At 74.6% G+C, this 24,219-nt stretch carries 30 protein-coding genes; 27 read left to right on the top strand and 3 right to left on the bottom strand.

Going from position 1 to position 24,219, the window contains the following annotated elements:
• Nucleotides 1-3 precede the first annotated feature (3 nt).
• The 13 genes from MicB006_RS17215 (at nucleotide 4) to MicB006_RS17155 (ending at nucleotide 11,164) form a co-directional block, all read left to right on the top strand.
• Nucleotides 4-750: a YggS family pyridoxal phosphate-dependent enzyme gene (locus MicB006_RS17215; protein ID WP_116507455.1), complete on the top strand. Its 747-nt coding sequence runs from the start codon at nucleotides 4-6 to the stop codon at nucleotides 748-750.
• A gap of 193 nt (nucleotides 751-943) precedes the next feature.
• Nucleotides 944-1,642: a cell division protein SepF gene (locus MicB006_RS17210; protein ID WP_073831002.1), complete on the top strand. Its 699-nt coding sequence runs from the start codon at nucleotides 944-946 to the stop codon at nucleotides 1,640-1,642.
• Between the two features lie 28 nt (nucleotides 1,643-1,670).
• Nucleotides 1,671-1,976, top strand: a complete 306-nt coding sequence (locus MicB006_RS17205) for a YggT family protein (protein WP_030500249.1) — start codon at nucleotides 1,671-1,673, stop codon at nucleotides 1,974-1,976.
• Nucleotides 1,977-2,017: 41 nt separating this feature from the next.
• Nucleotides 2,018-2,818: a DivIVA domain-containing protein gene (locus MicB006_RS17200; RefSeq protein WP_073831001.1), complete on the top strand. Its 801-nt coding sequence runs from the start codon at nucleotides 2,018-2,020 to the stop codon at nucleotides 2,816-2,818.
• Nucleotides 2,819-2,890: 72 nt separating this feature from the next.
• Nucleotides 2,891-3,649 (top strand): hypothetical protein, encoded by a 759-nt coding sequence (locus tag MicB006_RS17195; protein ID WP_116507453.1) that lies wholly within the window; start codon nucleotides 2,891-2,893, stop codon nucleotides 3,647-3,649.
• 2 nt (nucleotides 3,650-3,651) lie between these two features.
• A complete protein-coding gene (locus MicB006_RS17190) occupies nucleotides 3,652-3,960 on the top strand; it encodes a DUF167 domain-containing protein (RefSeq protein ID WP_116507451.1) in 309 nt (102 codons plus the stop codon).
• A gap of 22 nt (nucleotides 3,961-3,982) precedes the next feature.
• Nucleotides 3,983-5,488, top strand: coding sequence for a potassium/proton antiporter (locus MicB006_RS17185; RefSeq protein WP_116507449.1), 1,506 nt, complete (start codon nucleotides 3,983-3,985; stop codon nucleotides 5,486-5,488).
• A gap of 223 nt (nucleotides 5,489-5,711) precedes the next feature.
• The gene (locus tag MicB006_RS17180; protein WP_116507447.1) at nucleotides 5,712-6,131 is read left to right on the top strand and encodes a TraR/DksA C4-type zinc finger protein; all 420 of its coding nucleotides are present in this window, start codon (nucleotides 5,712-5,714) and stop codon (nucleotides 6,129-6,131) included.
• A gap of 66 nt (nucleotides 6,132-6,197) precedes the next feature.
• Complete coding sequence (lspA, locus tag MicB006_RS17175; RefSeq protein WP_116507446.1) at nucleotides 6,198-6,797, top strand: signal peptidase II; 600 nt, start codon at nucleotides 6,198-6,200, stop codon at nucleotides 6,795-6,797.
• The gene (locus tag MicB006_RS17170) at nucleotides 6,794-7,738 is read left to right on the top strand and encodes an RluA family pseudouridine synthase (protein ID WP_073830995.1); all 945 of its coding nucleotides are present in this window, start codon (nucleotides 6,794-6,796) and stop codon (nucleotides 7,736-7,738) included. The genes lspA and MicB006_RS17170 overlap by 4 nt, the downstream gene beginning before the upstream one ends.
• A gap of 2 nt (nucleotides 7,739-7,740) precedes the next feature.
• Nucleotides 7,741-8,595 carry a hypothetical protein gene (locus MicB006_RS17165; RefSeq protein WP_116507444.1) on the top strand — a complete coding sequence of 285 codons (855 nt, stop codon included), beginning with the start codon at nucleotides 7,741-7,743 and terminating at the stop codon, nucleotides 8,593-8,595.
• Nucleotides 8,596-8,736: 141 nt separating this feature from the next.
• On the top strand, nucleotides 8,737-10,281 hold the full coding sequence (locus MicB006_RS17160) for an ATPase (RefSeq protein WP_116507442.1): 1,545 nt from the start codon (nucleotides 8,737-8,739) through the stop codon (nucleotides 10,279-10,281).
• Nucleotides 10,282-10,330: 49 nt separating this feature from the next.
• The gene (locus tag MicB006_RS17155) at nucleotides 10,331-11,164 is read left to right on the top strand and encodes a DUF2567 domain-containing protein (protein WP_116507440.1); all 834 of its coding nucleotides are present in this window, start codon (nucleotides 10,331-10,333) and stop codon (nucleotides 11,162-11,164) included.
• Here the strand turns inward: MicB006_RS17155 and MicB006_RS17150 are convergent.
• Complete coding sequence (locus MicB006_RS17150) at nucleotides 11,130-11,834, bottom strand: LON peptidase substrate-binding domain-containing protein (protein WP_073830991.1); 705 nt, start codon at nucleotides 11,832-11,834, stop codon at nucleotides 11,130-11,132. The two genes, MicB006_RS17155 and MicB006_RS17150, sit on opposite strands and share 35 nt — an antisense overlap.
• 108 nt (nucleotides 11,835-11,942) lie before the next feature.
• Here MicB006_RS17150 and hisD point away from each other — a divergent pair, with 108 nt between their 5' ends.
• From hisD to hisF, 12 genes are all read left to right on the top strand, one after another.
• Nucleotides 11,943-13,268 carry a histidinol dehydrogenase gene (gene hisD, locus MicB006_RS17145; protein WP_116507438.1) on the top strand — a complete coding sequence of 442 codons (1,326 nt, stop codon included), beginning with the start codon at nucleotides 11,943-11,945 and terminating at the stop codon, nucleotides 13,266-13,268.
• The gene (locus MicB006_RS17140; RefSeq protein WP_073830989.1) at nucleotides 13,265-14,338 is read left to right on the top strand and encodes a histidinol-phosphate transaminase; all 1,074 of its coding nucleotides are present in this window, start codon (nucleotides 13,265-13,267) and stop codon (nucleotides 14,336-14,338) included. Before hisD ends, MicB006_RS17140 begins: the two co-directional genes overlap by 4 nt.
• Nucleotides 14,335-14,946 carry an imidazoleglycerol-phosphate dehydratase HisB gene (gene hisB, locus MicB006_RS17135; protein WP_116507436.1) on the top strand — a complete coding sequence of 204 codons (612 nt, stop codon included), beginning with the start codon at nucleotides 14,335-14,337 and terminating at the stop codon, nucleotides 14,944-14,946. Before MicB006_RS17140 ends, hisB begins: the two co-directional genes overlap by 4 nt.
• Nucleotides 14,947-15,004: 58 nt before the next feature.
• On the top strand, nucleotides 15,005-15,172 hold the full coding sequence (locus MicB006_RS32030; protein ID WP_192900088.1) for a hypothetical protein: 168 nt from the start codon (nucleotides 15,005-15,007) through the stop codon (nucleotides 15,170-15,172).
• Nucleotides 15,172-15,795 (top strand): imidazole glycerol phosphate synthase subunit HisH, encoded by a 624-nt coding sequence (gene hisH, locus MicB006_RS17130; protein WP_116507434.1) that lies wholly within the window; start codon nucleotides 15,172-15,174, stop codon nucleotides 15,793-15,795. The genes MicB006_RS32030 and hisH overlap by 1 nt, the downstream gene beginning before the upstream one ends.
• A gap of 19 nt (nucleotides 15,796-15,814) precedes the next feature.
• Nucleotides 15,815-16,135, top strand: a complete 321-nt coding sequence (locus MicB006_RS17125; protein WP_116507432.1) for a hypothetical protein — start codon at nucleotides 15,815-15,817, stop codon at nucleotides 16,133-16,135.
• A gap of 19 nt (nucleotides 16,136-16,154) precedes the next feature.
• Complete coding sequence (gene priA, locus MicB006_RS17120; protein WP_073830986.1) at nucleotides 16,155-16,883, top strand: bifunctional 1-(5-phosphoribosyl)-5-((5-phosphoribosylamino)methylideneamino)imidazole-4-carboxamide isomerase/phosphoribosylanthranilate isomerase PriA; 729 nt, start codon at nucleotides 16,155-16,157, stop codon at nucleotides 16,881-16,883.
• On the top strand, nucleotides 16,880-17,296 hold the full coding sequence (locus tag MicB006_RS17115; RefSeq protein ID WP_116507431.1) for a RidA family protein: 417 nt from the start codon (nucleotides 16,880-16,882) through the stop codon (nucleotides 17,294-17,296). Before priA ends, MicB006_RS17115 begins: the two co-directional genes overlap by 4 nt.
• Nucleotides 17,297-17,374: 78 nt before the next feature.
• A complete protein-coding gene (locus MicB006_RS17110; protein ID WP_116507429.1) occupies nucleotides 17,375-17,821 on the top strand; it encodes a MarR family winged helix-turn-helix transcriptional regulator in 447 nt (148 codons plus the stop codon).
• 1 nt (nucleotide 17,822) lies between these two features.
• Complete coding sequence (locus MicB006_RS17105; RefSeq protein ID WP_073830984.1) at nucleotides 17,823-18,248, top strand: organic hydroperoxide resistance protein; 426 nt, start codon at nucleotides 17,823-17,825, stop codon at nucleotides 18,246-18,248.
• A complete protein-coding gene (locus MicB006_RS17100) occupies nucleotides 18,245-19,237 on the top strand; it encodes an NADP-dependent oxidoreductase (RefSeq protein ID WP_116507427.1) in 993 nt (330 codons plus the stop codon). The genes MicB006_RS17105 and MicB006_RS17100 overlap by 4 nt, the downstream gene beginning before the upstream one ends.
• Before the next feature lie 45 nt (nucleotides 19,238-19,282).
• On the top strand, nucleotides 19,283-20,050 hold the full coding sequence (hisF, locus tag MicB006_RS17095) for an imidazole glycerol phosphate synthase subunit HisF (protein ID WP_116507425.1): 768 nt from the start codon (nucleotides 19,283-19,285) through the stop codon (nucleotides 20,048-20,050).
• Between the two features lie 9 nt (nucleotides 20,051-20,059).
• Here the strand turns inward: hisF and MicB006_RS17090 are convergent, their stop codons facing one another.
• Together MicB006_RS17090 and MicB006_RS17085 are read right to left on the bottom strand one after the other, a co-directional pair.
• The gene (locus MicB006_RS17090; RefSeq protein WP_116507423.1) at nucleotides 20,060-20,521 is read right to left on the bottom strand and encodes a hypothetical protein; all 462 of its coding nucleotides are present in this window, start codon (nucleotides 20,519-20,521) and stop codon (nucleotides 20,060-20,062) included.
• A gap of 116 nt (nucleotides 20,522-20,637) precedes the next feature.
• A complete protein-coding gene (locus MicB006_RS17085; RefSeq protein ID WP_116507422.1) occupies nucleotides 20,638-21,273 on the bottom strand; it encodes a YitT family protein in 636 nt (211 codons plus the stop codon).
• 59 nt (nucleotides 21,274-21,332) lie between these two features.
• Here MicB006_RS17085 and MicB006_RS17080 point away from each other — a divergent pair, with 59 nt between their 5' ends.
• Nucleotides 21,333-22,784 (top strand): PLP-dependent aminotransferase family protein, encoded by a 1,452-nt coding sequence (locus MicB006_RS17080; RefSeq protein ID WP_073830979.1) that lies wholly within the window; start codon nucleotides 21,333-21,335, stop codon nucleotides 22,782-22,784.
• Between the two features lie 108 nt (nucleotides 22,785-22,892).
• A complete protein-coding gene (locus tag MicB006_RS17075) occupies nucleotides 22,893-24,161 on the top strand; it encodes a low temperature requirement protein A (RefSeq protein WP_116511497.1) in 1,269 nt (422 codons plus the stop codon).
• The last annotated feature ends 58 nt before the right edge of the window (nucleotides 24,162-24,219 follow it).

Below are 24,219 nucleotides of genomic sequence, written 5' to 3'. Positions count from 1 at the left end.
CCGATGACGGAGTCAGCAACGACGGTGCGGCCCGAGCGCCGCGCCGAAATCGCGGCCGGGCTGGCCCGGGTCCGGGCCCGCATCGACGACGCGTGCGCGGCGGCCGGGCGGCAGCGGGACGAGGTCACCCTGGTCGCGGTGACCAAGACGTACCCGGCGTCGGACGTGGTCGCGCTGGCCGGGCTGGGCGTGACTGACGTGGGGGAGAACCGGGACCAGGAGGCGGCCGGCAAGGCGGCGGCGGTGGCCGAGGCCGGGGAGGCGCCGCGCTGGCACTTCATCGGCCAGTTGCAGCGCAACAAGGCCCGGTCGGTGGTCCGGTACGCCGACGTGGTCCAGTCGGTGGACAGCGTGCGGCTGGCCGCCGCGCTGGACGCCGCCGCGGGCGCGGTCCGGGACCGGCCGCTGGACGTGCTGGTGCAGGTGAGCATCGACGGCGATCCGGCCCGGGGCGGGGCGCTGCCGGGCGATGCCGATCCACAGCGGGGGCTCGACCCGGTGGCCGCCGCGGTGGCCGGCGCGGACGCGCTGCGGCTGGCCGGCCTGATGGCGGTGGCGCCGCTGGGCTGGGAGCCGGACCGGGCGTTCGCCCGGCTGGCCGAGGTGGCGGCGCGTCTGCGGGCCGACCATCCGGGCGCCACGGTGCTGTCGGCGGGGATGAGCGGAGACCTGGAAAGCGCGATCGGGCACGGCGCGACACATGTCCGTGTCGGCAGCGCGTTGCTCGGAATGCGCCCTGCGCTGCGGTAGCCTCAGCACGACGGAAGCAAATTACATCAGTGTTGTTCAGGACGGCGTTCCCGTAGCCGGGGGCCGTGACGGGCGGACCGCGAACCGCACGTCAGGGGATTGCCGATCCGGTCCGGTGGGCATGATCGTCCACTCGTGATCAAGCGACACGGCACGGGGGCGCGTGCCGCACGGCGGACGGAAGGGCGCGGGGATGGGTGCACTGCGCAAGGCGGGGGTCTGGCTCGGTCTGGTCGAGGAGGACGACGAGCGGGCGTACGAGGACGGTGGCTACGACAAGGGTGGCTACCGGGACTCGTCGCGCTACCGGTCGAGCCGGTACGCCGAGGAGTTCGCCGACGAGGACGACGACGAGGCCGAGGAGCCGCCGGCGACGCGGTCCCGCCTCGGTGACCGGGGCCGGCTGAGCGAGCGCGCCTCCAGCCGGGCGGTCGACACCGACCGGGCCGAGGTGGAGCGCCCGGAGCGGGGCGAGCGCTCCAGCGTCCGGTCGATCACCCGGTCCTCCGGCGGCGACACGTCGGGCGCCCTGACCTACCACACGCGGGACAATCTCGCGCTCGCGCCGCAGGCCCAGCCGCGCGAGCGGGTGGTGGCGCCGGAGGACGAGCAGCGCTACCAGATCACGACGCTGCACCCGACCACCTACCGCGAGGCGCGGACCATCGGCGAGCACTTCCGCGACGGCGTACCGGTCATCATCAATCTCACCGAGATGGACGAGGCGGACGCCCGTCGCCTTGTCGACTTCGCCGCCGGGCTCGCGTTCGGCCTGCGCGGTACGATCGAGCGCGTGACCAACCGGGTGTTCCTGCTCTCACCGGCCAACGTCCAGGTCACCGCGGAGGACAAGGCCAAGATCGCTGAGGGCGGCTTCTTCAGCCTGAGCTGACCCACATGACCGAGGGACGTCGCCTGCCGTGTTGTCGATCCTGTTCCAGGTGCTCTACCTGCTGCTGTACATCTTCCTAATTGTCCTTTTGGCGCGATTTGTTATGGGGGCGGTACTGGCCTATGGTCGCCGCTGGCAACCGGGCCGGGGAGCGTCGGCGGGACTGGAAGTCGTGTGGAGCGTCACTGATCCGCCCCTGCGAGCGTTGAGGCGTGTGATCCCGCCACTGCGAATTGGTACCGTGAGCATCGACCTGGCCTCCCTTGTGCTCCTGGTTATCCTGTTCGTGCTGATGGAGTTCGTGTTTAGGCGCCTGATCTTCGCGTTTGCCTGACCAGAGCGCTTTCGCGGCCGCAACTGACCCGAGGAGTTTCGATGCCGCTGACCCCGGCCGACGTTCACAACGTCGCCTTCAAAAAGCCGCCGATCGGCAAGCGGGGGTATGACGAGGAGGAGGTCGACGCCTTCCTTGACGAGGTCGAGCGCGAGCTGGCCCGTCTGATCGAGGAGAACAACGAGCTGCGCGCCCAGGTGGAGCGCGGCGGTCGGGGTGGCGCTCCCGCCGGCCCCGGCGGTGACGCCCGCCTCGCGGCGGAGCTCAACGACGTCAAGGCCCAGCTCGACCGGGTGCAGCGCGACAAGGCGGCCGCCGAGCAGGCGGCCCGCGCGATGCAGGCCGAGCTGGAGCAGGTACGCGCGCAGGGTGGCCCGGCCGGGGTGACCGGGGACGGCGAGCAGCAGGCGCTGCGGGTGCTCATGATGGCCCAGCGCACCGCCGACGACCACGTCTCCGACGCCCGTCGCGAGGCCGACCAGCTGCTCTCCGAGGCCCGTTCCAAGGCCGAGGAGGTCACCCGGGAGGCGCGCGCCAAGGCCGACGCCCTGGAGCGGGACGCCCGCCAGCGGCACCAGGAGGCCATGGGCGGCCTGGACGCCAAGCGCACCGCGCTGCAGAAGCACATCGAGGAGCTCAAGCAGTTCGAGCGCGAGTACCGCACCCGGCTCAAGGCGTACCTGGAGAGCCAGCTGCGTGACCTCGACGGTCGCGGCCAGGGCCTCGAGGTCGAGATGAACCGCGAGGGCACCCGTGCCGCCGGTAGCAACGGTCTCGCCGCGGCCGGCCTCGCCGGCTCCTACGGCGGTGGCCGCGCGGGCTCGCTCGAGTCCGGCCGCTGATCCCGCGTCGGTGGCCGTCCCCGTGACGGCCACCGACCGCCCAGACCGACACGACGCGGCCGGGGGTGAGCCGTGGTAGCCGCCAGCATCCTGCTCATCCTCGTCGCGGTCGTGCTGCTGGTCGCCGGGCTCGCCGGCGGATCCAGCCTCCTGCTCATCGTCTCGATCGCGGCCAGCGTCCTGTCCGCCGTCGTCTTCGTCGCGTTCGCCCGCCAGGCGGCAGCGACTCGGGCCACGGCCGGCCGGGCGACCGGGCCGCGTAGCCGGACCGCGCACACCGTCCCGTCCCCGGACGACCCGGTGAGCCCGGTCCCGCACCACACGTCCACGGTCGGTGCCGGCGGATCCGGGTGGCGGCAACCGCCCGGGTCGCCGGTGACCGAGCCGGACGCCCCGCCGCCGGCCGCGTACTCACCACCGGCCGATCCGTTCGACGCCGATCCGTACACCGCGCCCTACGAACCGGCCGCCGAGTCGTACGAGCGCGCCGTCGCCGAGCCGGTGGCCGACGCGGAACCGACGCCCTACTCGCCGCCCGGCCCGCGCGCCACGGAGACCACGCGGCCCACCTCGCCCGCTCCGGGCGAGCCGTTCGACGGCGACCCGCCGGCCGAGTTCCTTTCCCCCGGGCAGGTGGCCCGGCTGGTGCGGCTGCCCGACGAGGTCCTGGTGGTCGACGGCCACCCCCGCTTCCACCTGCCCGACTGCCCGCATCTGGTGGGCCGCGAGGACGAGCCGATTCCGGTCGCCGAGGCGGTCGGGCTGGGCTTCACCCCGTGCGCGCAGTGCGCCGCCGCCACCACCCTGCTGGCCGAGGCCCGGCCCCGCTGACCATGACGATCGCGGACGACACGCTCACCGTCGCGGTGCGGGTGAAGCCCGGCGCGGCCCGGGCCCGGGTCGGCGGCCGGTACGACGGGCCGTACGGTCCGGCGCTCGTCGTCGCGGTGCACGCGCCGGCGGTGGACGGCCGCGCGACCGAGGCGGCCCGGCGGGCGCTCGCCGACGCGCTCGGCGTCCGGCCGGCGACCGTGTCGCTGCGTTCCGGCGCGGCCAGCCGGGACAAGCTCTTCCAGGTGGAACGCCCGCACGACGGGCTGCCCGGGGTGCTGCAGCGCCTGCGCGACGGCAGCACGCCGTGAGATCCGCCCGGGCCGGTCGGCGATGACCCCCGGGCTGGACGTCGCGTTGCTGGTGGGCGCCGCCGTGCTGCTGGTCGCGGTGGGCGCGGTGCGGTTCTCCACCCGGCTCGGCGTGCCGAGCCTGCTGGTCTACCTGGCGCTCGGGGTGCTGCTCGGCGAGGCCGGGCTGGGTATCCGCTTCGACGACGTCGAGCTGACCCGGGTGCTCGGCTTCTGCGCGCTCATCGTGATCATCGCGGAGGGCGGGCTGACCGCCCGGTGGAGCACGCTGCGGCCGGTGCTCGGGCTGGCGGCCACGCTGTCCACTGTCGGCGTGGTGGTCAGCATCGTGGTCGTCGGTGTGGTGGTGCACCTGCTGCTCGACCTGGACTGGCGGCTGGCGCTGCTCTACGGCGCGGTGCTCTCCTCGACCGACGCCGCGGCCGTGTTCGCCACGCTGCGCCGGTTGCGCCTGCCGCCCCGGCTGGTGGCCGCGCTGGAGGCCGAGTCCGGGGTGAACGACGCGCCCGTCGTGCTCGTGGTGCTGCTGCTCTCCCGCGCGGGAGCCCAGGTGGCTCACCCCTGGTGGTACGAGGGGCTGCTGCTCGGCTACGAGCTGGGCGTCGGCGCGGCGGTGGGGGTCGGCGCCGGGCTGACCGGGCGGTACGCGCTGCGCCGGGCCGCGCTCCCGTCGGCCGGCCTGTACCCGATCGCGGTGGTCGGATTCACCGTGCTGGCGTACGCGGCCGGCTCGGTGCTGCACGCCTCCGGCTTCCTCGCTGTGTACGTGGCCGGCGTGCTGCTCGGCAACTCCCGCCTGCCGCACCGGCAGGCCATCCTCGGCTTCGCCGACGGGCTGGCCTGGCTGGCCCAGATCGGCCTGTTCGTGCTGCTCGGCCTGCTGGTCTCGCCGAGCCGGCTGGACGCCGCGGTGCTGCCCGCCGTGATCACCGGCCTGGCCCTGCTGCTGCTCGCCCGGCCGTTGTCGGTGGGGGTCTCCGCGCTGGCGTTCCGGGTCAATCTGCGCGAGCAGCTCTTCCTGTCCTGGGCGGGGCTGCGCGGCGCGGTGCCGGTGGTGCTGGCCACCATCCCGCTGTCGTTGCACGTGCCGGGGGCGGACCGGCTCTTCGACGCGGTCTTCGTGCTGGTGGTGATCTTCACGCTGCTCCAGGCCGGCACGCTGGCGTCGGCGGCCCGCCGGCTGGGCGTGATCGCCCCGGCCGAGCCGAACGAGATCATGCTGGAGACCGCCCCGCTGGAGCGGATGCGCGCGGACCTGCTCCAGCTGGAGGTGCCCGAGGGGTCCCGGCTGGCCGGGGTGCACGTGGACGAGCTGCGGCTGCCGGTGGGCGCCGCGGTCACGCTGGTGCTGCGCGACGGCGTCGGTTTCGTGCCCGGCCCGGACACCCGGCTCAAGGTCGGGGACAGCCTGCTCATCGTCGCCACCGCCGGCGTACGGGACGAGACCGAGCGGCGGCTGCGGGCGGTGAGCCGCCGGGGTCGGCTGGCGCGGTGGTTCGGGGAGTACGGCGAGGAGACGGCCCGCTGATCTGCTACGGTTCCTTTTGCCCCGATTGATGGCAGTCCGGGGCGGATACGTGGGACGACGGTGCGGCACGTTGTCGGACGCCTGTACGTTCCGTATTCTTGCCAACCTCCGGAGTGCACGGCGGGCCCGCTCGCCGTGCACCCTTCCGTACGCGGAGACGCCGACGACGGCGTCCCCGCCCACGTACCGCTGACCGCCGCGCCACGCGGCTGAGGGAGCTGACATGGCGAAGCCAGCCGACACCAGGACCGCCGGCCGCAAGCCCGCGCCGAAGGCCACCCGCAGCGCCGCGGAGACCGAGAAGATCCGGGCCGCCCTGGCGGCGCGGCGGGACGAGCTGAACGCCGAGTACGATCAGACGCTGAGCGAGATCACCGAGCTGCAGCGCGAGCGGCTGACCGACTCGGCCGGGGACGACCAGGCCGACACCGGCACCAAGACGTTCGAGCGGGAGCAGGAGATCTCTCTCGCCAACAGCATCAAGGAGCGGATCACGCAGGTCGAGCGCGCGCTGGAGCGCCTCGACGAGGGCGGCTACGGCTGGTGCGAGCGGTGCGGCAACCCGATCCCGGTGGAGCGGCTCGCCGCGTTCCCGTCGGCCACCCTCTGCGTGACCTGCAAGCAGCTGGAGGAGCGGCGCTGATCACCGCTCCCCGGCGGCCGTACGGCAGACGGTGACCACGCCGTCGCAAGCGTCGATGGGGAGCAGATGACCGAAGCACCGCCCGCCGGATCCGGCACCACCGAGTCGGGTGCCGGCGCGCCCCGCCGCAGGGCCGTCGGCCTGCTGCTCGGCGTGTCCCTGTTCTCGCTGCTGGCGGATCTGGGCACCAAACAGCTCGCGCTGGCCGAGCTGACCGGCCGGGAGCCGGTGTCGGTGCTGGGCGGCGCGGTCTACTTCAGCCTCACCCGCAACAGCGGCGCCGCCTGGAGCATCGGCTCCGACCACACCTGGGTCTTCCCGATCATCACGTTCGTGGTGATCGGGTGGATCGCCTGGATGGCGCTGCGGCTGCGCTCGCTGCCGTGGGCGGTGTCGCTCGGCCTGGTGCTGGGCGGCGCGCTGGGCAACCTGATCGACCGGATCTTCCGCGCGCCCGGGCACTTCGTCGGCCACGTGGTCGACATGATCAGCCTCTTCGACCCGTACGGCCAGGTCTGGCCGGTGTTCAACCTGGCCGACAGCTCGCTGGTCTGCGGCGTGGTGCTGGCGGTCTTCCTGGAGCTGACCGGCCGGCAGCGCGACGGCTCCCGGCTGCGCGACGAGAAGCGCGACGCCGCCCCGGCCGAGCAGCGGGAGACCGCGTGACCTCCGCATTCGCCGCCGGCGGCGACACCCGCTCCCTGCCCGTGCCGGACGGGCTCGACGGCATGCGCCTGGACCAGGCCGTGTCCCGGCTGTTCGGGCTCTCCCGGACCGCCGCCGCCGGCCTGATCGACGGCGGGGACGCGCTCGTCGACGGCGTGGCCCGGCCCAACTCGCACAAGGTCAAGGCGGGCTCGTGGCTGGAGGTCACGCTGCCCGCGCCACCCGCCCCGCCGACTGTGGTGCCGCAGGCGGTGCCCGGCCTGACAGTGGTGTACGCCGACGACGACATCGTGGTGGTCGACAAGCCGGTCGGAGTGGCCGCGCACCCGAGTCCCGGCTGGACCGGCCCGACCGTGATCGGCGGGCTGGCCGGCATCGGCCACCGCATCTCCACCAGCGGCGCGGCCGAGCGGCAGGGCGTGGTGCACCGGCTCGACGTGGGCACCACCGGCATCATGGTGGTGGCCAAGAGCGAGCGCGCGTACACCGCGCTGAAGCGGGCGTTCAAGGAGCGCGAGGTGGAGAAGCGCTACCACGCCGTGGTGCAGGGCCACCCGGACCCGCTGCGCGGCACCATCGATGCGCCGATCGACAGGCACCCACACCACGACTACCGCTGGGCCGTGGTCTCCGGCGGCAAGCCGAGCATCACCCACTACGACACGCTGGAGGCGTTCCCCTCCGCCAGCCTGCTCGACGTACGGCTGGAGACCGGGCGTACGCACCAGATCCGGGTGCACTTCTCCAGCATGCGGCACCCCTGCGTGGGCGACCTGACCTACGGCGCGGACCCGACGCTGTCGGCCCGGCTCGGGCTGGCCCGGCAGTGGCTGCACGCCCGTTCGCTGAGCTTCGCGCACCCGGGCACCGGCGACGAGGTGACGTTCGTCAGCGACTACCCGGAGGATCTGGCCCGGGCGCTGGAGATCCTGCGCGACTGACCATGAGCGACGACGCCGTGCCGCCGCGCCGGTCCCGCTTCGCCGCGCTGACCTGGCTCGCGCTGGTCTGCGCGCTGGTGGTGCTGGTGGTCGCGGTGGCGCAGCGGCGGGACCGTCCGGTGAGCGACCGCACGGTCGGCGAGGTGACCCGGGTCGGGGTGGCCGGCGGCGCGAGCATCCCGGCGTACCTGCGCGCCGCCGGGGAGGAGCTGGCCCGGCTCGACGCGCCCGACGCCTACGCGCTCGTCTCGTTCGCCGACTACCTCACCCCGGCGCGGGCGGCTGCCGCGCTGGACGGCGCGCCGGTCTCGGCGGTGGTGGCGCGGGTGCCGCTGCCCGGCCGGCAGACCGAGATCGTCCGGATCGCGGCGCTGCGGCTGCCGGGCGACGTGGTCGCCGGGATGGCCGACGTCGCCGGGCGCAAGGACCGGGAGGCCGCCGACTACCGGGCGCGCGCGGCCACCCCGGCGGCCACCGCCGATCCGGAGCTGCGCCGGGTGTACGAGAGCGGGGCCGTGGTCGCGGCCCGGGAGGCGGCCGCCTACCGGGCCGGATGCGCCTGCGTGTACGCCGCGGTGGTCCGTGCCGCGCCGGACGCGCTGCGGGCGCTCGCCGGGCGTCCCGGTGTGCGGGTGGTGGACCCGGCGCCGGAGGTCGCCCGGCTGGACCGGACGGTGTTCACCCCGCCGCTGCCCGAGCAGCGTGACGTGGCCCGGCCGCCGGTGGACACCGGAGCGGACCTGGGTGGCGGAATGGGCGATTCGTCGGAAGCTGCACGGACGGTGAGCGGACCTTCACCGACCGCCCCCGCGCCGGTCCCCGGATCCGGGTCACCCAATCCCGCTCCCACCTCCTGAGACATCGGCCGGGCCCGGCTGCCCGGTCGATCCCACGGTGCGGCGGGACACCGGGCGATGTGCGGCGCGGGGAGTGGTCCGAATAGGGTTTCGTTCGTAGCCTGTCAGGCGGAGATCGATGGGCTGGGGGAGGGCGAATCCTTGGACGGCAGCGAGACCGGCTGGGGTCGGCAGGGCGAGCCGGCACCGCGGTGGCGGGCGCTGCTCGACCGGGCCCGGCTCAGCGGTCGCGGCGCGGAGCACGCCGACGCCGACCGGCACGGCGAGGAGCACCACGCCCCGCCGCCCGACCCGCTGCCGCGCCGCGCCGCCGGCACCGGCACCGGATGGACCGGGCGCGCCGCGGCCGTCGGCCGCGCCCCCGACGGGTCGTACGGCGCCGAGCCCGCCTACCGGGCCGAGGCCACGTTCCGGGTCGACCCCGCCTTCCGCGCCGACCCGCGCCACGAGGGCGAACCGGCCTACCGGGCCGAGCCGGCGTACCGCACCGACCCGGAGCCGTCCTGGCGCACCGGGCAGCCCTATCCGGCCGAGCCGTCCTGGCGCGCCGAGCCGTCGATCGCGCCGGACCCGTCCTTCGCCGCCGAGCCCCGGCCGGAGCCGTCCTGGCGCGCCGAACCGGCACGGCCGGAGCCGCACGGCCGGGCCGAGGCGCCGGCCGAGTCCCGGTACTCCCTCCTCGACGGTGGCTACCGGCCCGCGCCGCCGCCGGCCGAGTCCCGGTACGCCCTGCTCGACCGGGGCCGATACCGGCCGGACGTCCCGCCCGCGCCGGAACCGGTGGTGCCCGCGCCGCGCAGCCCGTTGGAGGGCCGCTCCGGCCGGACGGGCCGGGCCGCGCCGGCCCAGGCGAAGTGGCGTGCCCCCGAGCCGGACGCCGAGCTGGAACGCGCCACCAGTGTGCTGCGCCGCGAGCTGGGCACGCCCCGGGTGCTCGCGTTCGCCAACCCCAAGGGCGGGGTGCACAAGACCACCGCCACCGTGCTCGCCGCGGCCACCGTCGGCAGCGTCCGCGGGCGCGGCGTGCTCGCCTGGGACGACAACGAGCTGCGCGGCACGCTCGGCCTGCGGGCCGGCAGCGCCCGGCACGCCCGCACCATCCGCCACCTGATCCACGACCTGGCGCAGATCGAGATCCTCGAGGGCAACACGTTGCTGTCCCACCTCGACGACTATCTGCGGCACGCCTCCGACGGCTCGTACGACGTGCTGGCCGGCGAGGAGAGCCCGCGCTTCGCCCAGCGGCTCGACCAGTTCACCGTCAAGCGGGTGCTGGAGCTGTTGCGCCGCACCCACGAGGTGGTCTGCGTGGACACCGGCAACAACGTGGAGAGCCCGAACTGGCGCACCGTGATGCAGGCCGCCGACCAGCTCGTGGTGACCACCGTGCCGCGCGAGGACGCGGCGTTCAGCGCGGACTGGATGCTCGACCTGCTGCACGAGGAGGGCATGGGCGAGCTGGCCGACAACGCGGTCACGCTGATCTCCTGCCCGACGCCGGGCCGCACCTCTCTGCAGGACGACCTGGAACGGCACTTCGCCACCCGGACCCGGGCGGTCGCGGTGGTGCCCTACGACCCGGCGCTGGAGACCGGCTCCTCGATCGAGTACCACCAACTCCAGGCCGAGACCCGCAACGCCTGGCTCAAGGCCGCCGCGGTGATGGTGGAACCGTTCGCGCGCTGAGGCGGCGACCACCGCCCCGCGCCGTGCCCCGGCCTGAGAGGATCAACGGGTGACTCCGGACACCCCTGATCCCGAGCGGACGCGCGAGCGTACCGACGGCGGCGAGGCGCGGCCCGAGGGCGAGCAGCCGTCCGGCTGGCCCGGCGGACCGCCCGGCTGGCCCGGTGGACTGCCGGTGCCGGCCGGCACCCCCGTCACCGCGCCCGGCGCCGACCCGCTGGCCGGGCATCCGGGCGTCGTCGCGCAACTGCCCGGGGCGTCGCCCGCGGCCCGGCGATCCGCCGGCCGGGCGGTGACGACCACCCTCGGCGTGGCCGCGCTGCTCACCGCGCTCGGCGCGCCGCTCGGGCTGCTCTGGGTGTGGGCGGCGCCGGCCACCCCGGTGCGGCAGACACCGGCCGGCGCGGTCTACGCCACGACGCAGCCGGAGCAGCCGATCGCCGCGGACGGCTGGTTCAGCCTCCTGACGCTCGGCTTCGGCGTGCTCGCCGCGATCGCCCTGTGGGTGGTGCTGCGCCGCCGGCGCGGCCCGGCGGGCCTGCTCGCGGTCACCCTCGGCGGTCTCGGCGCGGCGGTGGTGGCCTGGCAGGTCGGCCGCCGGATCGGCCTGTCCACGTTCCAGCGGCTGGTGGAGACCGCCCCGCCGGGCACCGCCTTCACCAAACCCGTCGACCTGCGCGCCGGCGGCGTCGACTGGTTCGGCCCGCTCCCGCTGCCGCACGGCAACCTGCTGCTCGCCGCGTTCGGCGCGGCTGTGACGTACACGCTGCTTGCGGGCTGGTCGCGGTGGCCGTCGCTGCGGCCGGAGCCGGAGTTCGACGGCGGGTGGCCGCCGCCCCCGCCGGGGTTCAGTTCGGCGCCGGGAGACCAGCCAGCTCGCTGAGCGGCACCGGCACCGCCCGGACCTGCCGCAGCAACGCCGTCTCCCGGTTGAGCAGGCGCAGCTCGGCCCGCAGGCGGGCGGCCGTGTCGTCGATCGCCAGCAGCCGCTGCCGGTCGTCCACGGTCAGCGCGGCGGTCGCGGCGACCAGGTGCGACAGCACCGTCGGGTCCTCCGGCAACTGCTCGGAGATCTCCTGCTGGTCCGGCCGGATCAGGCCGAGATACTGCCGGAACACCGAGATCACCCGGGCTGCCAGCAGGTCGGCGACCTCGTCCGGGCCGCCCGGCTCGGGCAGCCACCGCACCTCCGCGGTGAGGTAGGGCTCGGCGGCGTGGTCGACCTCGGCGAGACGGAACCGGCGCCGGCCCACAGTGACGATGTCGAACCCGCCGTCGGCCAGCTCGGTGACCTGCCGCAGCTCGGCGGTGCAGCCCACCTCGTGCAGCGTGACCTCGCCGGCGGTCAGCCCGAAGCGCCCCGGCGGCCCGGCCGGCGCGACCTCCCAGCCGGCCCGGATCGCCACCACGCCGAACTCGCGCGGCGCGCCCTCGGGCAGCGCCACCAGGTGGCGCACCAGCGCCCGGTAGCGCTCCTCGAAGATGTGCAGCGGAAGGACCAGCCCCGGGAAGAGGACGGTCCCGAGCGGGAACACCGGCAGCCGTGCGCTCACGCGATCGAGCGTATCCCCAACGTGCCCGCCCGCGCGTGTCCCGGCTCACCGTCCCGGCGTGCGGGCGGCCCGGGCCGGTCGCCGGGGCGGCGGCCTAGACTCGCAGGCGTGTTGAATCGGATCGACCTGCGCGGCGGGGCACGTGACCCGCGCCGCCTGCTGCCCCGTGCCCAGCTCGACGTCTCCGTGGCGGTCGAGCGGATCCGCCCCCTGGTCGAGGCGGTCCGGGAGCATGGGTACCCGGCGATCCGGGAGGCCAGCGAACGGTTCGACGGCGTCTCCCCGGAGCGGCTGCGGGTGCCGGTCGAGACGATCCGCGCCGCCGAGGGCGAGCTGGACCCGCAGGTCCGCGCCGCGCTGCTGGAGTCGATCACCCGGGCCCGCAAGGTCCACGACGACCAGCGCCGCACCGACCACACCACGACTGTGGTGCCCGGCGGCACGGTGACCGAGCGGTGGGTGCCGGTCGACCGGGTCGGTCTCTACGTCCCCGGCGGCCTGGCCATGTACCCGTCGACGGTGGTGATGAACGTCGTGCCGGCCCAGGCGGCCGGAGTGCGCTCGCTGGTGGTGGTGAGCCCGCCGCAGAAGGACAACGACGGCCTGCCGGACCGCCGGGTCCTGGCGGCCTGCGCGCTGCTCGGCGTGGACGAGGTGTACGCCGTCGGCGGCGCCCAGGCGGTCGCCATGCTCGCGTACGGCGCGGGCGTCGACCCGGCCGGGGACGAGCGCTGCGAGCCGGTCGACATGATCACCGGTCCGGGCAACATCTGGGTCACCGCCGCGAAGCGGCTGCTGCGTGGCGTGGTCGGCATCGACGCCGAGGCCGGCCCGACCGAGATCGCGATCCTGGCCGACGACACCGCCGACCCGGCGCACGTCGCCGCCGACCTGATCAGCCAGGCCGAGCACGACCCCCTCGCGGCGAGCGTGCTGGTCACCCCGTCCACGGCGCTTGCCGACGCGGTCGACGCCGAGCTGGCCCGGCAGGCGCCCGCGGCCAAGCACGCCGAGCGGATCGGCACCGCGCTGCGCGGCGAGCAGAGCGGCGTGGTCCTGGTCGACGACCTGGAGGCGGGGCTGCGGGTGGTCGACGCGTACGCGGCCGAGCACCTGGAGATCCAGACCGAGAACGCCCGCGAGTGGGCGCTGCGGGTCCGCAACGCCGGGGCGGTGTTCGTGGGCGCATGGTCGCCGGTGTCGCTCGGCGACTACTGCGCGGGCTCCAACCACGTGCTGCCCACCGGCGGCTGCGCCCGGCACTCCTCCGGGCTGTCCGTGCAGTCCTTCCTGCGCGGCGTCCACCTGATCGAGTACACGCAGGACGCGCTGCGCGACGTGGCCCCGCACGTGGTCACGCTGGCGACGGTGGAGGACCTGCCGGCGCACGGCCAGGCGGTCAGCGTCCGGTTCCCCGACGGCGGCGCGTCGTGACCACGCTCGACGACCTGCCGATCCGCGACGACCTGCGCGGACGCACGCCGTACGGCGCGCCGCAGCTCGACGTGCCGGTGCGGCTGAACACCAACGAGAACTCCTACCCGGTGCCCGAGCCGGTGGTCGAGGCGATCGGCAAGGCGGTCGCCGCCGAGCTGCGCGACCTCAACCGCTACCCGGACCGGGACGCGGTGGCGCTGCGCGCCGACCTGGCCGCCTACCTGGGGCACGGGCTCACCGCCGACCACGTGTGGGCCGCGAACGGCTCCAACGAGATCCAGCAGCAGCTGCTGCAGGCGTTCGGCGGTCCCGGGCGCACCGCGCTCGGCTTCACCCCGGCGTACTCGATGCACCCGCTGCTGGCGCTCGGCACCGGCACCCGGTGGGTGCCCGCCCGGCGCGGCGAGGACTTCGGGCTCACCGCCGACGAGGCGGTGGCCCAGGTCCGGGAGCACCGGCCGGACGTGGTGTTCCTCTGCTCGCCGAACAACCCGACCGGCACCGCGCTCGACCCGGCGGTGGTCGCCGCCGTGCTGGACGAGGCGCCCGGCATGGTGATCGTGGACGAGGCGTACGCCGAGTTCGCCCGGCCCGGCACGGTGAGCGCGCTGGCAGTGCTGCCCGGCCACCCGCGGCTGGTGGTGACCCGCACCATGAGCAAGGCGTTCGGCTTCGCCGGTGGCCGGCTCGGCTACCTGGCCGCCGACCCGGCGGTGGTGGACGCGGTGCAACTGGTCCGGCTGCCGTACCACCTGTCCGCGCTCACCCAGGCCGCCGCCCGCGCGGCGCTGGCGCACCGGGACGCCCTGCTCGGCACCGTGGCCGCGATCATGCGGCAGCGCGACCGGATCGTCGCCGAGCTGCGCGCCCGGGGCCACCGGGTGGCCGACAGCGACGCCAACTTCGTGCTGTTCGCCGTCGACGGGGACCAGGCGGTGGCCTGGCGTACCCTGCTCGATGCCGGCGTGCTGGTGCGTGACGTCGGCCTGCCCGGCTGGCTGCGCGTCACCGCCGGCACCCCGACCGAGACCGACGCCTTCCTCACCGCGATGGAGAACGTTTCATGAGCCGGATCGCCCGGATCGAGCGGGTCACAAACGAGACCAAGGTGCTCGTCGAGATCGACCTCGACGGCACCGGCAAGGCCGACATCGAGACCGGCGTCGGCTTCTACGACCACATGCTCAACCAGATCGCCCGGCACGGCGGCTTCGACCTGACCGTGCACACCGTCGGCGACCTGGAGATCGACGCGCACCACACGATGGAGGACACCGCGCTCGCGCTGGGCGCCGCGTTCGACCGGGCGCTGGGCGACAAGGCCGGCATCCGGCGGTACGGCTCGGCCATCGTCCCGATGGACGAGGTGCTGGTCCGGGCCGCCGTCGACCTGTCCGGCCGCCCGTACGTGGTGCACGACGAGCCGGTGCTGGCCCCGTACATCGGGCCGGTCTACCCGACGAGCATGACCCGGCACATCTGGGAGTCGTTCGGCCAGTCGGCCCGGATCACGTTGCACGTGGACGTGCTGCGCGCGGCCCGTCCCGGCGGCCACCCGGACGCGCACCACGTGGTCGAGGCGCAGTTCAAGGCCGTCTCCCGCGCGCTGCGCGAGGCCACCGCGCTCGATCCCCGTAACGCGGGCGTGGTGCCGTCCACGAAGGGCGCGCTCTGATGAGCGCGAGGAACGCAGCGCAGCGGAGTCCCGCAGTCGCGAATGAAGGCGGGCTCTGATGAAGGTGCTGCCCACTCTGGTGTTGATCCTGGCCGGGCTGCTGGTCGGCGGGACGTGGTCGTTGATCAAGCAGGGCGCGCCGCGCGCCGCTGTGGTGGTCACCGGCCTGCTGGCCGTGCTGGCCACCGTCGCCGGGGTGCTCTGGCTGCTGCCGGGGGAGAGCTGATGGCGCGGCGGGTGGTGGTGCTCGACTACGGCTCGGGCAACCTGCGCTCGGCCGAGCGCGCGGTGGCGCGGGCCGGCGCCGAGGTGACAGTCACCGACGACCTGGCCGCCGCCGCGTCGGCCGACGGCCTGGTGGTGCCGGGCGTCGGCGCGTTCGCCGCCTGCATGGCCGGGATCGAGGCGCTGGGCGCCGGGCCGGTCATCGCCGAGCGGGTCGCCGCCGGGCGGCCGGTGCTGGGCATCTGCGTCGGCATGCAGATCCTCTTCGGGCACGGCGAGGAGCACGGCGTGGTCACCAAGGGGCTGGGGCTGCTGCCCGGCGGGGTGAGGCGGCTGCCCGCGCGGCGGCTGCCGCACATGGGCTGGAACACCGTGCGCCCGCCGGCCGGTTCGACGCTGTTCGCCGGCCTGCCGGCCGACACCCGGTTCTACTTCGTGCACTCCTACGGGGTGACCGAGCCGGCGGCGCTGGCCGAGGCGGGCGCCACGGTGACCACCGCGCACCACGGCACGGACTTCGTGGCGGCGGTGGAGCGGGGCGCGCTGTCGGCCGCGCAGTTCCACCCGGAGAAGTCGGCCGACGCCGGGGCCGCGCTGCTGCGCAACTGGCTCGGCACGCTGTGACCGGCCCGCGGGCGTCCGTGTGAGCAAGGAGCGGGCCCGCCGCCGGGCGGAGCGCGAGGCCGAGCAGGAGCGGGCGCGCGCCGTCCGGGCCCGCCGGGTGGCCCGCCGCCAGCGGCGGCACTCTCTGGTACGCCGGCTGCCGCCGTCGCTGCGGCGCGGGCGTACCGGGCGGCTGCGCCGGCACACCCGGCGCGAGCGGGCGACGATCCTGGTGCTCACCGCCGTGGCGGTGGTCGCGATCTGGAGCCTGGTGGACGACCTGGCGCTGCGGCTGGTGCTGGTCGCGTTGTTGTTGCTGGTCCTGCCCGCGGTCGTGGTGATCGCGCTGGACCGTCGTTGAGGACCCGAGGAGAGAAGCGTTGAGCCTCACCCTGTTGCCCGCCGTGGACGTCGCCGACGGCCAGGCCGTCCGGCTCGTGCAGGGCGCCGCCGGTAGCGAGACCACCTACGGCGACCCGCTGGACGCGGCGCTGGCCTGGCAGTCCGACGGCGCGGAGTGGATCCACCTGGTGGATCTGGACGCCGCGTTCGGGCGGGGCTCCAACGCCGCGCTGCTGGCCGAGGTGGTCGGCAAGCTGGACGTGCAGGTGGAGCTGTCCGGCGGTATCCGGGACGACGAGTCGCTGCGGGCGGCGCTGGCCACCGGGGCGGCCCGGGTCAACATCGGCACCGCCGCGCTGGAGGACCCGCAGTGGTGCGACCGGATCTGCGGCGAGTACGGCGACCGGGTGGCGATCGGGCTGGACGTGCGCGGCCGTACCCTGTCGGCGCGCGGCTGGACCCGCGACGGCGGTGACCTCTACGAGGTGCTGGCCCGGCTCGACGCGGCGGGCGCGGCGCGGTACGTGGTCACCGACATCACCAAGGACGGCACCATGCGCGGGCCGAACCTGGACCTGCTGCGCGAGGTGTGTGGGCGGACCGACGCCCCGGTGATCGCCTCCGGCGGCGTGTCCACGCTCGACGACCTGCGGGCGCTGGCCGCGCTGGAGCCGGTGGGCGTGGAGGGCGTGATCGCCGGGAAGGCGCTCTACGCGGGCGCGTTCACCGTCGCCGAGGCGCTGGCCACGTTGCGGGCCGGCGCGTGACGGCCGAGCCGCCCGTGGACGCCGGGGTGGTGACCCGGCTCGGCTCGGGCGGCCCGTGGGAGGCGCTGTACGGCTACTCCCGGGTGGTCCGGGCCGGTTCGCTGGCGATCACGGCCGGCTGCACCTCCACAGTCGACGGCCGGGTGGCGCACGCGGGCGACGCGGCGGCGCAGACCGCGCAGGCGATCCGGATCGGCCTGGACGCGCTGGCCGAGGTCGGCGCCGGGCCGGGCGACGTGGTGCGGACCCGGATGTACGTGACCGACCGGATCTACGCCGACGAGGTGGGCCGGGCGCACAACGCGGTGTTCGGTCCGGTGCGCCCGGTGGCGACGATGGTGGTGGTGGCCGGGCTGATCGACCCGGACATGCTGGTCGAGGTCGAGCTGGAGGCGTATCTCCCCGCCGGCTGACGGTGCCGGGCGCGTCGCCCGCCCCGGACCGCGCGCCAATCGGTTGTGCACAACTTAATTGTGCGTTACGGTTTTGCGGTGACCGATGATCTGGTGCTGCGCCGGCAGGTGTGCTTCGCCCTCTACGCGGCGTCGCGCGCCCTGACCGACGTCTACCGGCCCATCCTCGACGAGCACGGCCTGACCTACCCGCAGTACCTGGTGCTGCTGGTGCTCTGGGAGCGCTACGACGACGCCCCCACGGTCTCCGAGCTCGGCGCCGCGCTCCGGCTCGACTCCGGCACGCTCTCCCCGCTGCTCAAGCGGCTGGAGGCGGCCGGGCTGGTGGTGCGTACCCGCTCGGCCGCCGACGAGCGCCGGGTCGAGGTGGGCCTCACCGACCAGGGCCGGGCCCTGCGGGAGCGGATGTGCGACGTGCCGCGGCAGGTGGCCACCGCCACCGGGCTCACCGAGACCGAACTGGTCTTCCTCCACGGCATCCTCACCCGGGTCACCGAGACGATCCACCGACAGAAGGAGCAGTGACATGCAGGTGCTCTACACCGCCTCCGCCCGCGCCACCGGCGACGGCCGCGACGGTCACGTCCGCACCTCCGACGGCACCGTCGAGCTGGACCTCGCCGTACCGAAGGAGATGGGCGGCGCCGGCGGCGCGGCCAACCCGGAGCAGCTCTTCGCGGCCGGCTACGCGGCCTGCTTCCACTCCGCGCTGCGCGTGGTCGCCCGCAAGGCGAAGGCGGACGTCTCCGGTTCGGTCGTCGAGGCCGAGGTGGGCATCGGCCCGAACGGCAGCGGCGGCTTCGGCCTGGCCGTGACGCTCGTGGTGGACCTGCCCGCGGTCGAGCGCTCGGCCGCCGAGCAGCTCGTCGACGCGGCCCACCAGGTCTGCCCCTACTCCAACGCGACCCGTGGCAACGTCGAGGTCACCCGCACGGTCCGCGAGGCCCGGTGAACCGGGAGATCCATCTGGCGTCCCGGCCGCAGGGCTGGCCGACCGCGGAGAACTTCCGGCTGGTCACCACCGAGGTGCCGACGCCGGGCCCGGGCCAGGTCGTGGTCCGCAACCGGTTCATGTCCGTCGACCCGTACATGCGCGGGCGGATGAACGACGTCAAGTCGTACGTGCCGCCGTTCGCGCTCGACGCCCCGCTCGACGGGGGCGCGATCGGTGAGGTGGTGGCCGGCGAGGCCGGGGGCGTCAAGCCCGGCGACGTCGTGCTGCACGGGCTCGGCTGGCGTGAGTACGCGCTCGTGGACGCCCGGGGCGCACGCAAGGTCGACCCCGACCTGGCACCGGTGACCGCGTACCTGGGCGTGCTCGGCATGACCGGGCTGACCGCGTACGCCGGGCTGCTGGACGTGGCCGCCATGAAGCCGGGGGAGACCGTGTTCGTCTCCGGCGCGGCCGGCGCGGTGGGCAGCATGGTCGGCCAGATCGCGAAGCTGCGCGGCGCCGGCCGGGTGATCGGCAGCGCCGGCTCCCGCGCCAAGGTGGAACGGCTCACCGCGCTCGGCTTCGACGCCGCGTTCGACTACCACGACGGCCCGGTGTCCAAGCAGCTCAGGGCTGCCGCCCCGGACGGTGTCGACGTGTACTTCGACAACGTCGGCGGCGACCACCTGGAGGCCGCGATCGGGGCGATGAACCTGCACGGCCGAGCCGCCATCTGCGGCATGATCGCGCAGTACAACGCCACCGAGCCGCCGGCCGCCCCGCGCAACCTGGCGCTGGTGATCGGCAAGCGCCTGACGCTGCGCGGCTTCCTCGTCAGTGACCACGGTCACCTGCGGGAGCAGTTCGTGCAGGAGGTGGCGGGCTGGCTGCGCGAGGGCCGGCTGTCGTACGACGAGACGGTGATCGACGGCATCGAGCAGGCCCCGGAGGCGTTCCTCGGCCTGCTGCGCGGCGAGAACCTCGGCAAGATGCTGGTTCGTCTCTGACCGGCGCGAACGCACACCACCACGGGCGGTGGTTAGGCTCGGGGCATGACGGTGGCGGTACGGGTCATCCCGTGTCTGGACGTGGACGCCGGGCGCGTGGTCAAGGGGGTCAACTTCCTCGACCTGCGCGACGCGGGCGACCCGGTGGAGCTGGCGGCGGCGTACGACCGGGCCGGCGCGGACGAGCTGACCTTCCTCGACGTCACCGCCTCGTCGAGCGACCGGGGCACCATGCTCGACGTGGTGCGGCGCACCGCCGAGTCGGTCTTCATCCCGCTCACGGTGGGCGGCGGCGTCCGTCAGGTCGCCGACGTCGACACGCTGCTGCGGGCCGGGGCGGACAAGGTGGGCGTGAACACCGCCGCCATCGCCCGTCCGGAGCTGATCGCCGAGATCGCCGACCGGTTCGGTCGCCAGGTGCTCGTGCTCTCGCTGGACGTGCGCCGCGCCCCGGACGGCACGACGCCGAGCGGCTTCGAGGTGACCACGCACGGCGGGCGGCGCGGCACCGGCCTGGACGCGGTCGAGTGGGCGGCGCGCGGCGCCGAGCTGGGCGCGGGTGAGATCCTGCTCAACTCGATGGACGCCGACGGCACCAAGGCCGGGTTCGACCTGCCGCTGATCCAGGCGGTGCGGGAGGTGGTCGACGTGCCGGTGATCGCCAGCGGCGGCGCGGGCGAGGTGGCACACTTCCCGCCGGCCGTCGGCGCGGGAGCGGACGCGGTGCTCGCCGCGAGCGTCTTCCGCCTCGGCGAGCTGACCGTCGGCCAGGTCAAGGACGCGCTGCGCGGCGCCGGGCACCCGGTGCGCTGAGGCGGGCGGTCACTGCCGGCCGGATCGCCCCTCGGGGGAGCGGCGCGGCATCGGGATCGAGCGGACCACGTACTCCTGCACCGCGGCGGCGTGGTCGTCCTCGTCGAGCTGCCACTCGGACTCGCCGGGCGGGTGCCGGCGGGTCAGCACGCCCTGCACCGTGTCCACAGTGGTGCCGAGCCCGGCGCTGGGACGGGTGCGCCAGAGCTGCTCACCGTCCGGGGTGACCCGGAACCAGCCGTCGGAGACGCTGACCAGGCCCGCGCCGACGAGCCGCCGGACCGCGCCCTCCACCTCGTGCCGCTCGGGAATGGCCTGGTTGAGGTGGTCGGCTGTGGAGAGGACATCGGCCAGCCGTACGCCTTCGGGGCGGCGTGTCGACGCGGACCGCCGGTGCCGGCCGGCGCCACTGGCGATGACCAACGCGACGAAGATCCAGGCGTCGCTCCAACGCCATCCGTTCTCCCCCATGCAGGAATGATGCCCGGCCGCGACGGCGGAGGAAACACCTGGTTTCGCTGTTCTGTGTCACCGCAGCTCAGCGCGTTGCGGAGGGCTGCGGGCCGTGGCGGTCGGCCCGGCGCTGATCACGTAGCGTAAGCGCCGCGCGGCGGCCGCGCGGGCAGCGCGAAGACCGGGATGAAGAACTGGGCGAGCGGGCCGATGGTGAGCGCGTACGCCACGGTGCCGAGACCGACGGGCCCGCCGAGCAGCCAGCCGAGGGCCAGCACGGTGATCTCGATGCTCGTGCGGACCAGCCGGACCGAGAAGCGGGGGTGGCGGGCGACGAAGCCGGTCATCAGACCGTCGCGGGGTCCGGGGCCGAGCCCGGCGCCGAGGTAGAGCCCGGTGGCGGCGCCGTTGGCGACGATCCCGGCCACCAGCATCGCGGCGCGCGCCGGCATGCCGTCACCGGGCGGCAGCACTGCGAGCGTGGCGTCGACGACCAGCCCGATCACCACGACGTTGCTGACCGTGCCGAGGCCGGGCCGCTGCCGCAGCGGGATCCAGAGCAGCAGGACGAGAGCGCCGACGGCGATGGTGACGGTGCCGAAGGAGAGACCGGTCTGCCGGGAGAGCCCCTGGTGGAACACGTCCCACGGGTCCAGTCCCAGCTCCGACCGGATCATCAGCGCCATGCTGAGGCCGTACAGAACGAGCCCGGCGTAGAGCTGGGTGAGTCGTCGCGCCGGGCGGTGCCCGAGATTGCCAAGCGGTGCCATGCATGCCACCCTAGGGGCCAATTGCAGGCCGCAAGGGGGCCAATTCTGGAGGTGTGGCCATGACCAGCCAGGTGCGCGGCGTCCAATTGGCGCGACTCCTCGGCCAGTGGCACGCATTGCCGGGCCGCCGGCGCAGCCCCGACTACGCCGCGCTCGCCGCCGCCGTCCGGGGCCTGCTCGCCGACGGCCGGCTGCCGCTGGGGGTACGCCTGCCGGCCGAGCGGGAACTGGCCGAGGCGCTGCGGATCAGCCGGACCACTGTCACCGCCGCGTACCGGGAACTGCGGGAGAGCGGCCACCTGGCCAGCCGCCGGGGCGCCGGGAGCTGGACCATGCTGCCCGGCGGCCACCGGGTGGCCAGCACCGGGCTGTGGACGCCGCTGGACGACCGCGACATGATCGACCTCGGCGTGGCCGCGCTGTCCGCGCCGCCGCAGCTCGTCCCGGCCGCCCGGGCGGCCGCCGAGGACCTCCCCCGCTACCTGGGCGGCGCCGGCTACCACCCGACCGGCATCATCGAGCTGCGGGAGGCGGTGGCCCGCGGGTACACCGAGCGCGGGCTGCCCACCAGCCCGGAGCAGATCATGGTCACCAGCGGCACCCAGCACGCGCTGGACCTGGTGCTGCGACTGGCCCTGTCGCCCGGCGGCGCGGTGCTCGTCGAGTCACCCACCTACCCCAACGCCCTGGCCGCGCTGTCCGCCCGGCGCGCCCGGATCGCCACCCACGGCCTGTCCGACGAGGGCTGGGACGCCGAGCTGCTGCTCGGCAGCATCCGGCAGACAAGGCCGAAGCTCGCGTACGTGATCCCGGAGTTCCACAACCCGACCGGCCACCTGATGGCGGCCGACCTGCGCGAACGGCTGGTCGGCGCGGCCCACGCGGCCGGCACCGACCTCGTCGTCGACGAGTCCTTCGTCGACCTGCCGCTGGACGACACCCCGCTGCCGCCACCCGTGGCGGTCTTCGACAGGCACTCCCGGGTGATCAGCATCGGCGGGATGAGCAAACCCTACTGGGGTGGCCTGCGGATCGGCTGGGTCCGCGCCTCCGCGCCCCAGGTGCAGCGGCTGGCCGCGGCCCGGGTCGGGGTGGACATGGCCAGCCCGGTGCTCGACCAGCTCGTCGCCGTGCACCTGCTCGCCGAGGCGCCCGCCATCGTGGCCGCCCGCCGCGCCCAGCTCGCCGCCCAGCGGGACGCCCTGGTCGCGGCGCTCGCCGAGCAGCTGCCCGACTGGCGGGTCACGGTGCCGCGCGGCGGCGTGACGCTCTGGGCCGAGCTGGACGGCCCGATCTCCAGCGCGCTGGCCCGGGCCGCCGAGGAGGTCGGCGTACGGCTGGCGCCCGGACCCCGGTTCGGCCTGGACGGGACGCTCGAGCGCTTCCTGCGCCTGCCCTTCACACTGGCCGCCGAGGAGCTGGTGGAGGCGGTGGGCCGGCTCGCCGCGGTGCGCTACGACCTGGACCGGGCCGGCCGCCCGCAGTGGCGCGAGGCCGGCGTCATCGCCTGACCGCCCGCCCGATCCGGTGGTGGTTGCGCCGAACGGCGGCTACGGGGCAGGCGGTGCCCGCAGACTGCCGGGGTGGGGAACGGGAGCGAGCCGCGGCGGTCGTGGATCATACGGGCCGGCGCACCGGGCTCCCGCACCACCCGGCTGGAGCTCTTCTACGACCTGGTCTTCGTCTTCGCGTTCCTGAGCGTCACCACGCTCACCGCGTCGGAGCTCACGCCGGTCAACCTCTACCGCTTCCTGCTGGTGCTGGCGTTGCTGTGGTGGTCGTGGACCGGCTTCGCCCGCCTCGGCAACGCGTTCCGCGCCGACCAGGGTGTGCTGCCGCTGGTCGGCTTCATCACCATGGCAGCGACGTTCCTGCTGGTGCTCAGCGAGCCCGACGCGTTCGAGAACAATCCCGGCGGGCTGCCCGGCCCGCTGGTCTTCGCCGGCTGCTACTTCGTGATCCGGATGGCCCAGCTCGCGGTCTTCGGCTGTTTGGACCGATCCGATCCGGTCCGGCGCCGCCGGCTCCTGATGCGGGCCGCGTTCCCGACCACCGCCACCGTGCTGCTCGTTGTCGCCGGCACCGTGCCGGCGCGCCTGCCGCAGGAGCGGTTCGCGATCCCGCTGCAACTGTCGCTCTGGACGCTGGCGTTGCTCGTCGAGTACGTGGGCGGCGTGACGCTGGCCCGCCAGTGGTGGATGGTGCTCTCGGCCGGGCACTGGGCGGAACGGCACGCGCTGATCGTGCTCGTCGCGCTCGGCGAGTCGATCATCGCGCTCGGGTTCGGCAAGCACGGGCTGCCGCTGACCGGCCCGGTGGCGGTGTCGGCGTTGCTCGGCATCGTGGTCGTGGCGGCTCTGTGGTGGGCGTACTTCGACACGTTCTCCTTCGCGCTGGAACAAGCCCTGCACAAGGCCCGGGACGAAGAAGCCCGGATCCGGATAACCCGGGACGTGTACACGTTCCTGCACTTGGCGATGGTCGCCGGGATCGTCCTCTTCGCGCTCGGCCTCAAGGACCTGCTGGTCGAGGCCGCCGACACGAGCACGCCCGACTGGGGGCCGCCACTCGGCAACTTCTGGGGTGTGGTCATGTACGGCGGGGTCGCGCTGTACCTGCTCGGCCTCGCCCGGTGCTGGTGGCTCGCGCTGCGCGAGGTGCGCCGGCCGCTGCTGCTCACGGTGGTGGCGCTGGCCGTGGTCGGCCCGATCGCGTTCCAAATCGCGGAGTTGATGGCGCTCGCCGTGCTCGCGATCATCACCGGCGCCGGTGTCGCCTGGGAGACGGGCCGCGAGAACGGTTATCGGCGCCGGATACGCCAGCTCGCGCTGGAGGAGCAGATCGCCGCCGAGGCCGAGCAGAGCCATTGGCGGCAGCAGCACCTCTGAACGGCACGCGGCCGTGCCCCGGGACGGTGGGGCACGGCCGGCGCTACCGACTGGCGGT

Source organism: Micromonospora sp. B006, assembly GCF_003408515.1.
GTDB classification, from domain to species: Bacteria; Actinomycetota; Actinomycetes; order Mycobacteriales; family Micromonosporaceae; genus Micromonospora; species Micromonospora echinospora_A.
The sequence above is the reverse complement of the archived record's forward strand: the minus strand, read 5'-3'. Positions and strand labels throughout refer to the sequence as shown.

Coding starts and splice junctions, on each gene's coding strand:
- lspA (WP_116507446.1), top strand. CDS start 6,198: ATGACCGAAGCACCGCCCGCCGGATCCGGCACCACCGAGTCGGGTGCC.
- MicB006_RS17080 (WP_073830979.1), top strand. CDS start 21,333: ATGACCAGCCAGGTGCGCGGCGTCCAATTGGCGCGACTCCTCGGCCAG.
- MicB006_RS17105 (WP_073830984.1), top strand. CDS start 17,823: ATGCAGGTGCTCTACACCGCCTCCGCCCGCGCCACCGGCGACGGCCGC.
- MicB006_RS17200 (WP_073831001.1), top strand. CDS start 2,018: ATGCCGCTGACCCCGGCCGACGTTCACAACGTCGCCTTCAAAAAGCCG.
- MicB006_RS17085 (WP_116507422.1), bottom strand. CDS start 21,273: ATGGCACCGCTTGGCAATCTCGGGCACCGCCCGGCGCGACGACTCACC.
- hisB (WP_116507436.1), top strand. CDS start 14,335: ATGAGCCGGATCGCCCGGATCGAGCGGGTCACAAACGAGACCAAGGTG.
- MicB006_RS17190 (WP_116507451.1), top strand. CDS start 3,652: ATGACGATCGCGGACGACACGCTCACCGTCGCGGTGCGGGTGAAGCCC.
- hisF (WP_116507425.1), top strand. CDS start 19,283: ATGACGGTGGCGGTACGGGTCATCCCGTGTCTGGACGTGGACGCCGGG.
- MicB006_RS17180 (WP_116507447.1), top strand. CDS start 5,712: ATGGCGAAGCCAGCCGACACCAGGACCGCCGGCCGCAAGCCCGCGCCG.
- MicB006_RS32030 (WP_192900088.1), top strand. CDS start 15,005: ATGAAGGTGCTGCCCACTCTGGTGTTGATCCTGGCCGGGCTGCTGGTC.
- MicB006_RS17210 (WP_073831002.1), top strand. CDS start 944: ATGGGTGCACTGCGCAAGGCGGGGGTCTGGCTCGGTCTGGTCGAGGAG.
- MicB006_RS17215 (WP_116507455.1), top strand. CDS start 4: ATGACGGAGTCAGCAACGACGGTGCGGCCCGAGCGCCGCGCCGAAATC.
- MicB006_RS17185 (WP_116507449.1), top strand. CDS start 3,983: ATGACCCCCGGGCTGGACGTCGCGTTGCTGGTGGGCGCCGCCGTGCTG.
- MicB006_RS17165 (WP_116507444.1), top strand. CDS start 7,741: ATGAGCGACGACGCCGTGCCGCCGCGCCGGTCCCGCTTCGCCGCGCTG.
- MicB006_RS17090 (WP_116507423.1), bottom strand. CDS start 20,521: ATGGGGGAGAACGGATGGCGTTGGAGCGACGCCTGGATCTTCGTCGCG.
- hisH (WP_116507434.1), top strand. CDS start 15,172: ATGGCGCGGCGGGTGGTGGTGCTCGACTACGGCTCGGGCAACCTGCGC.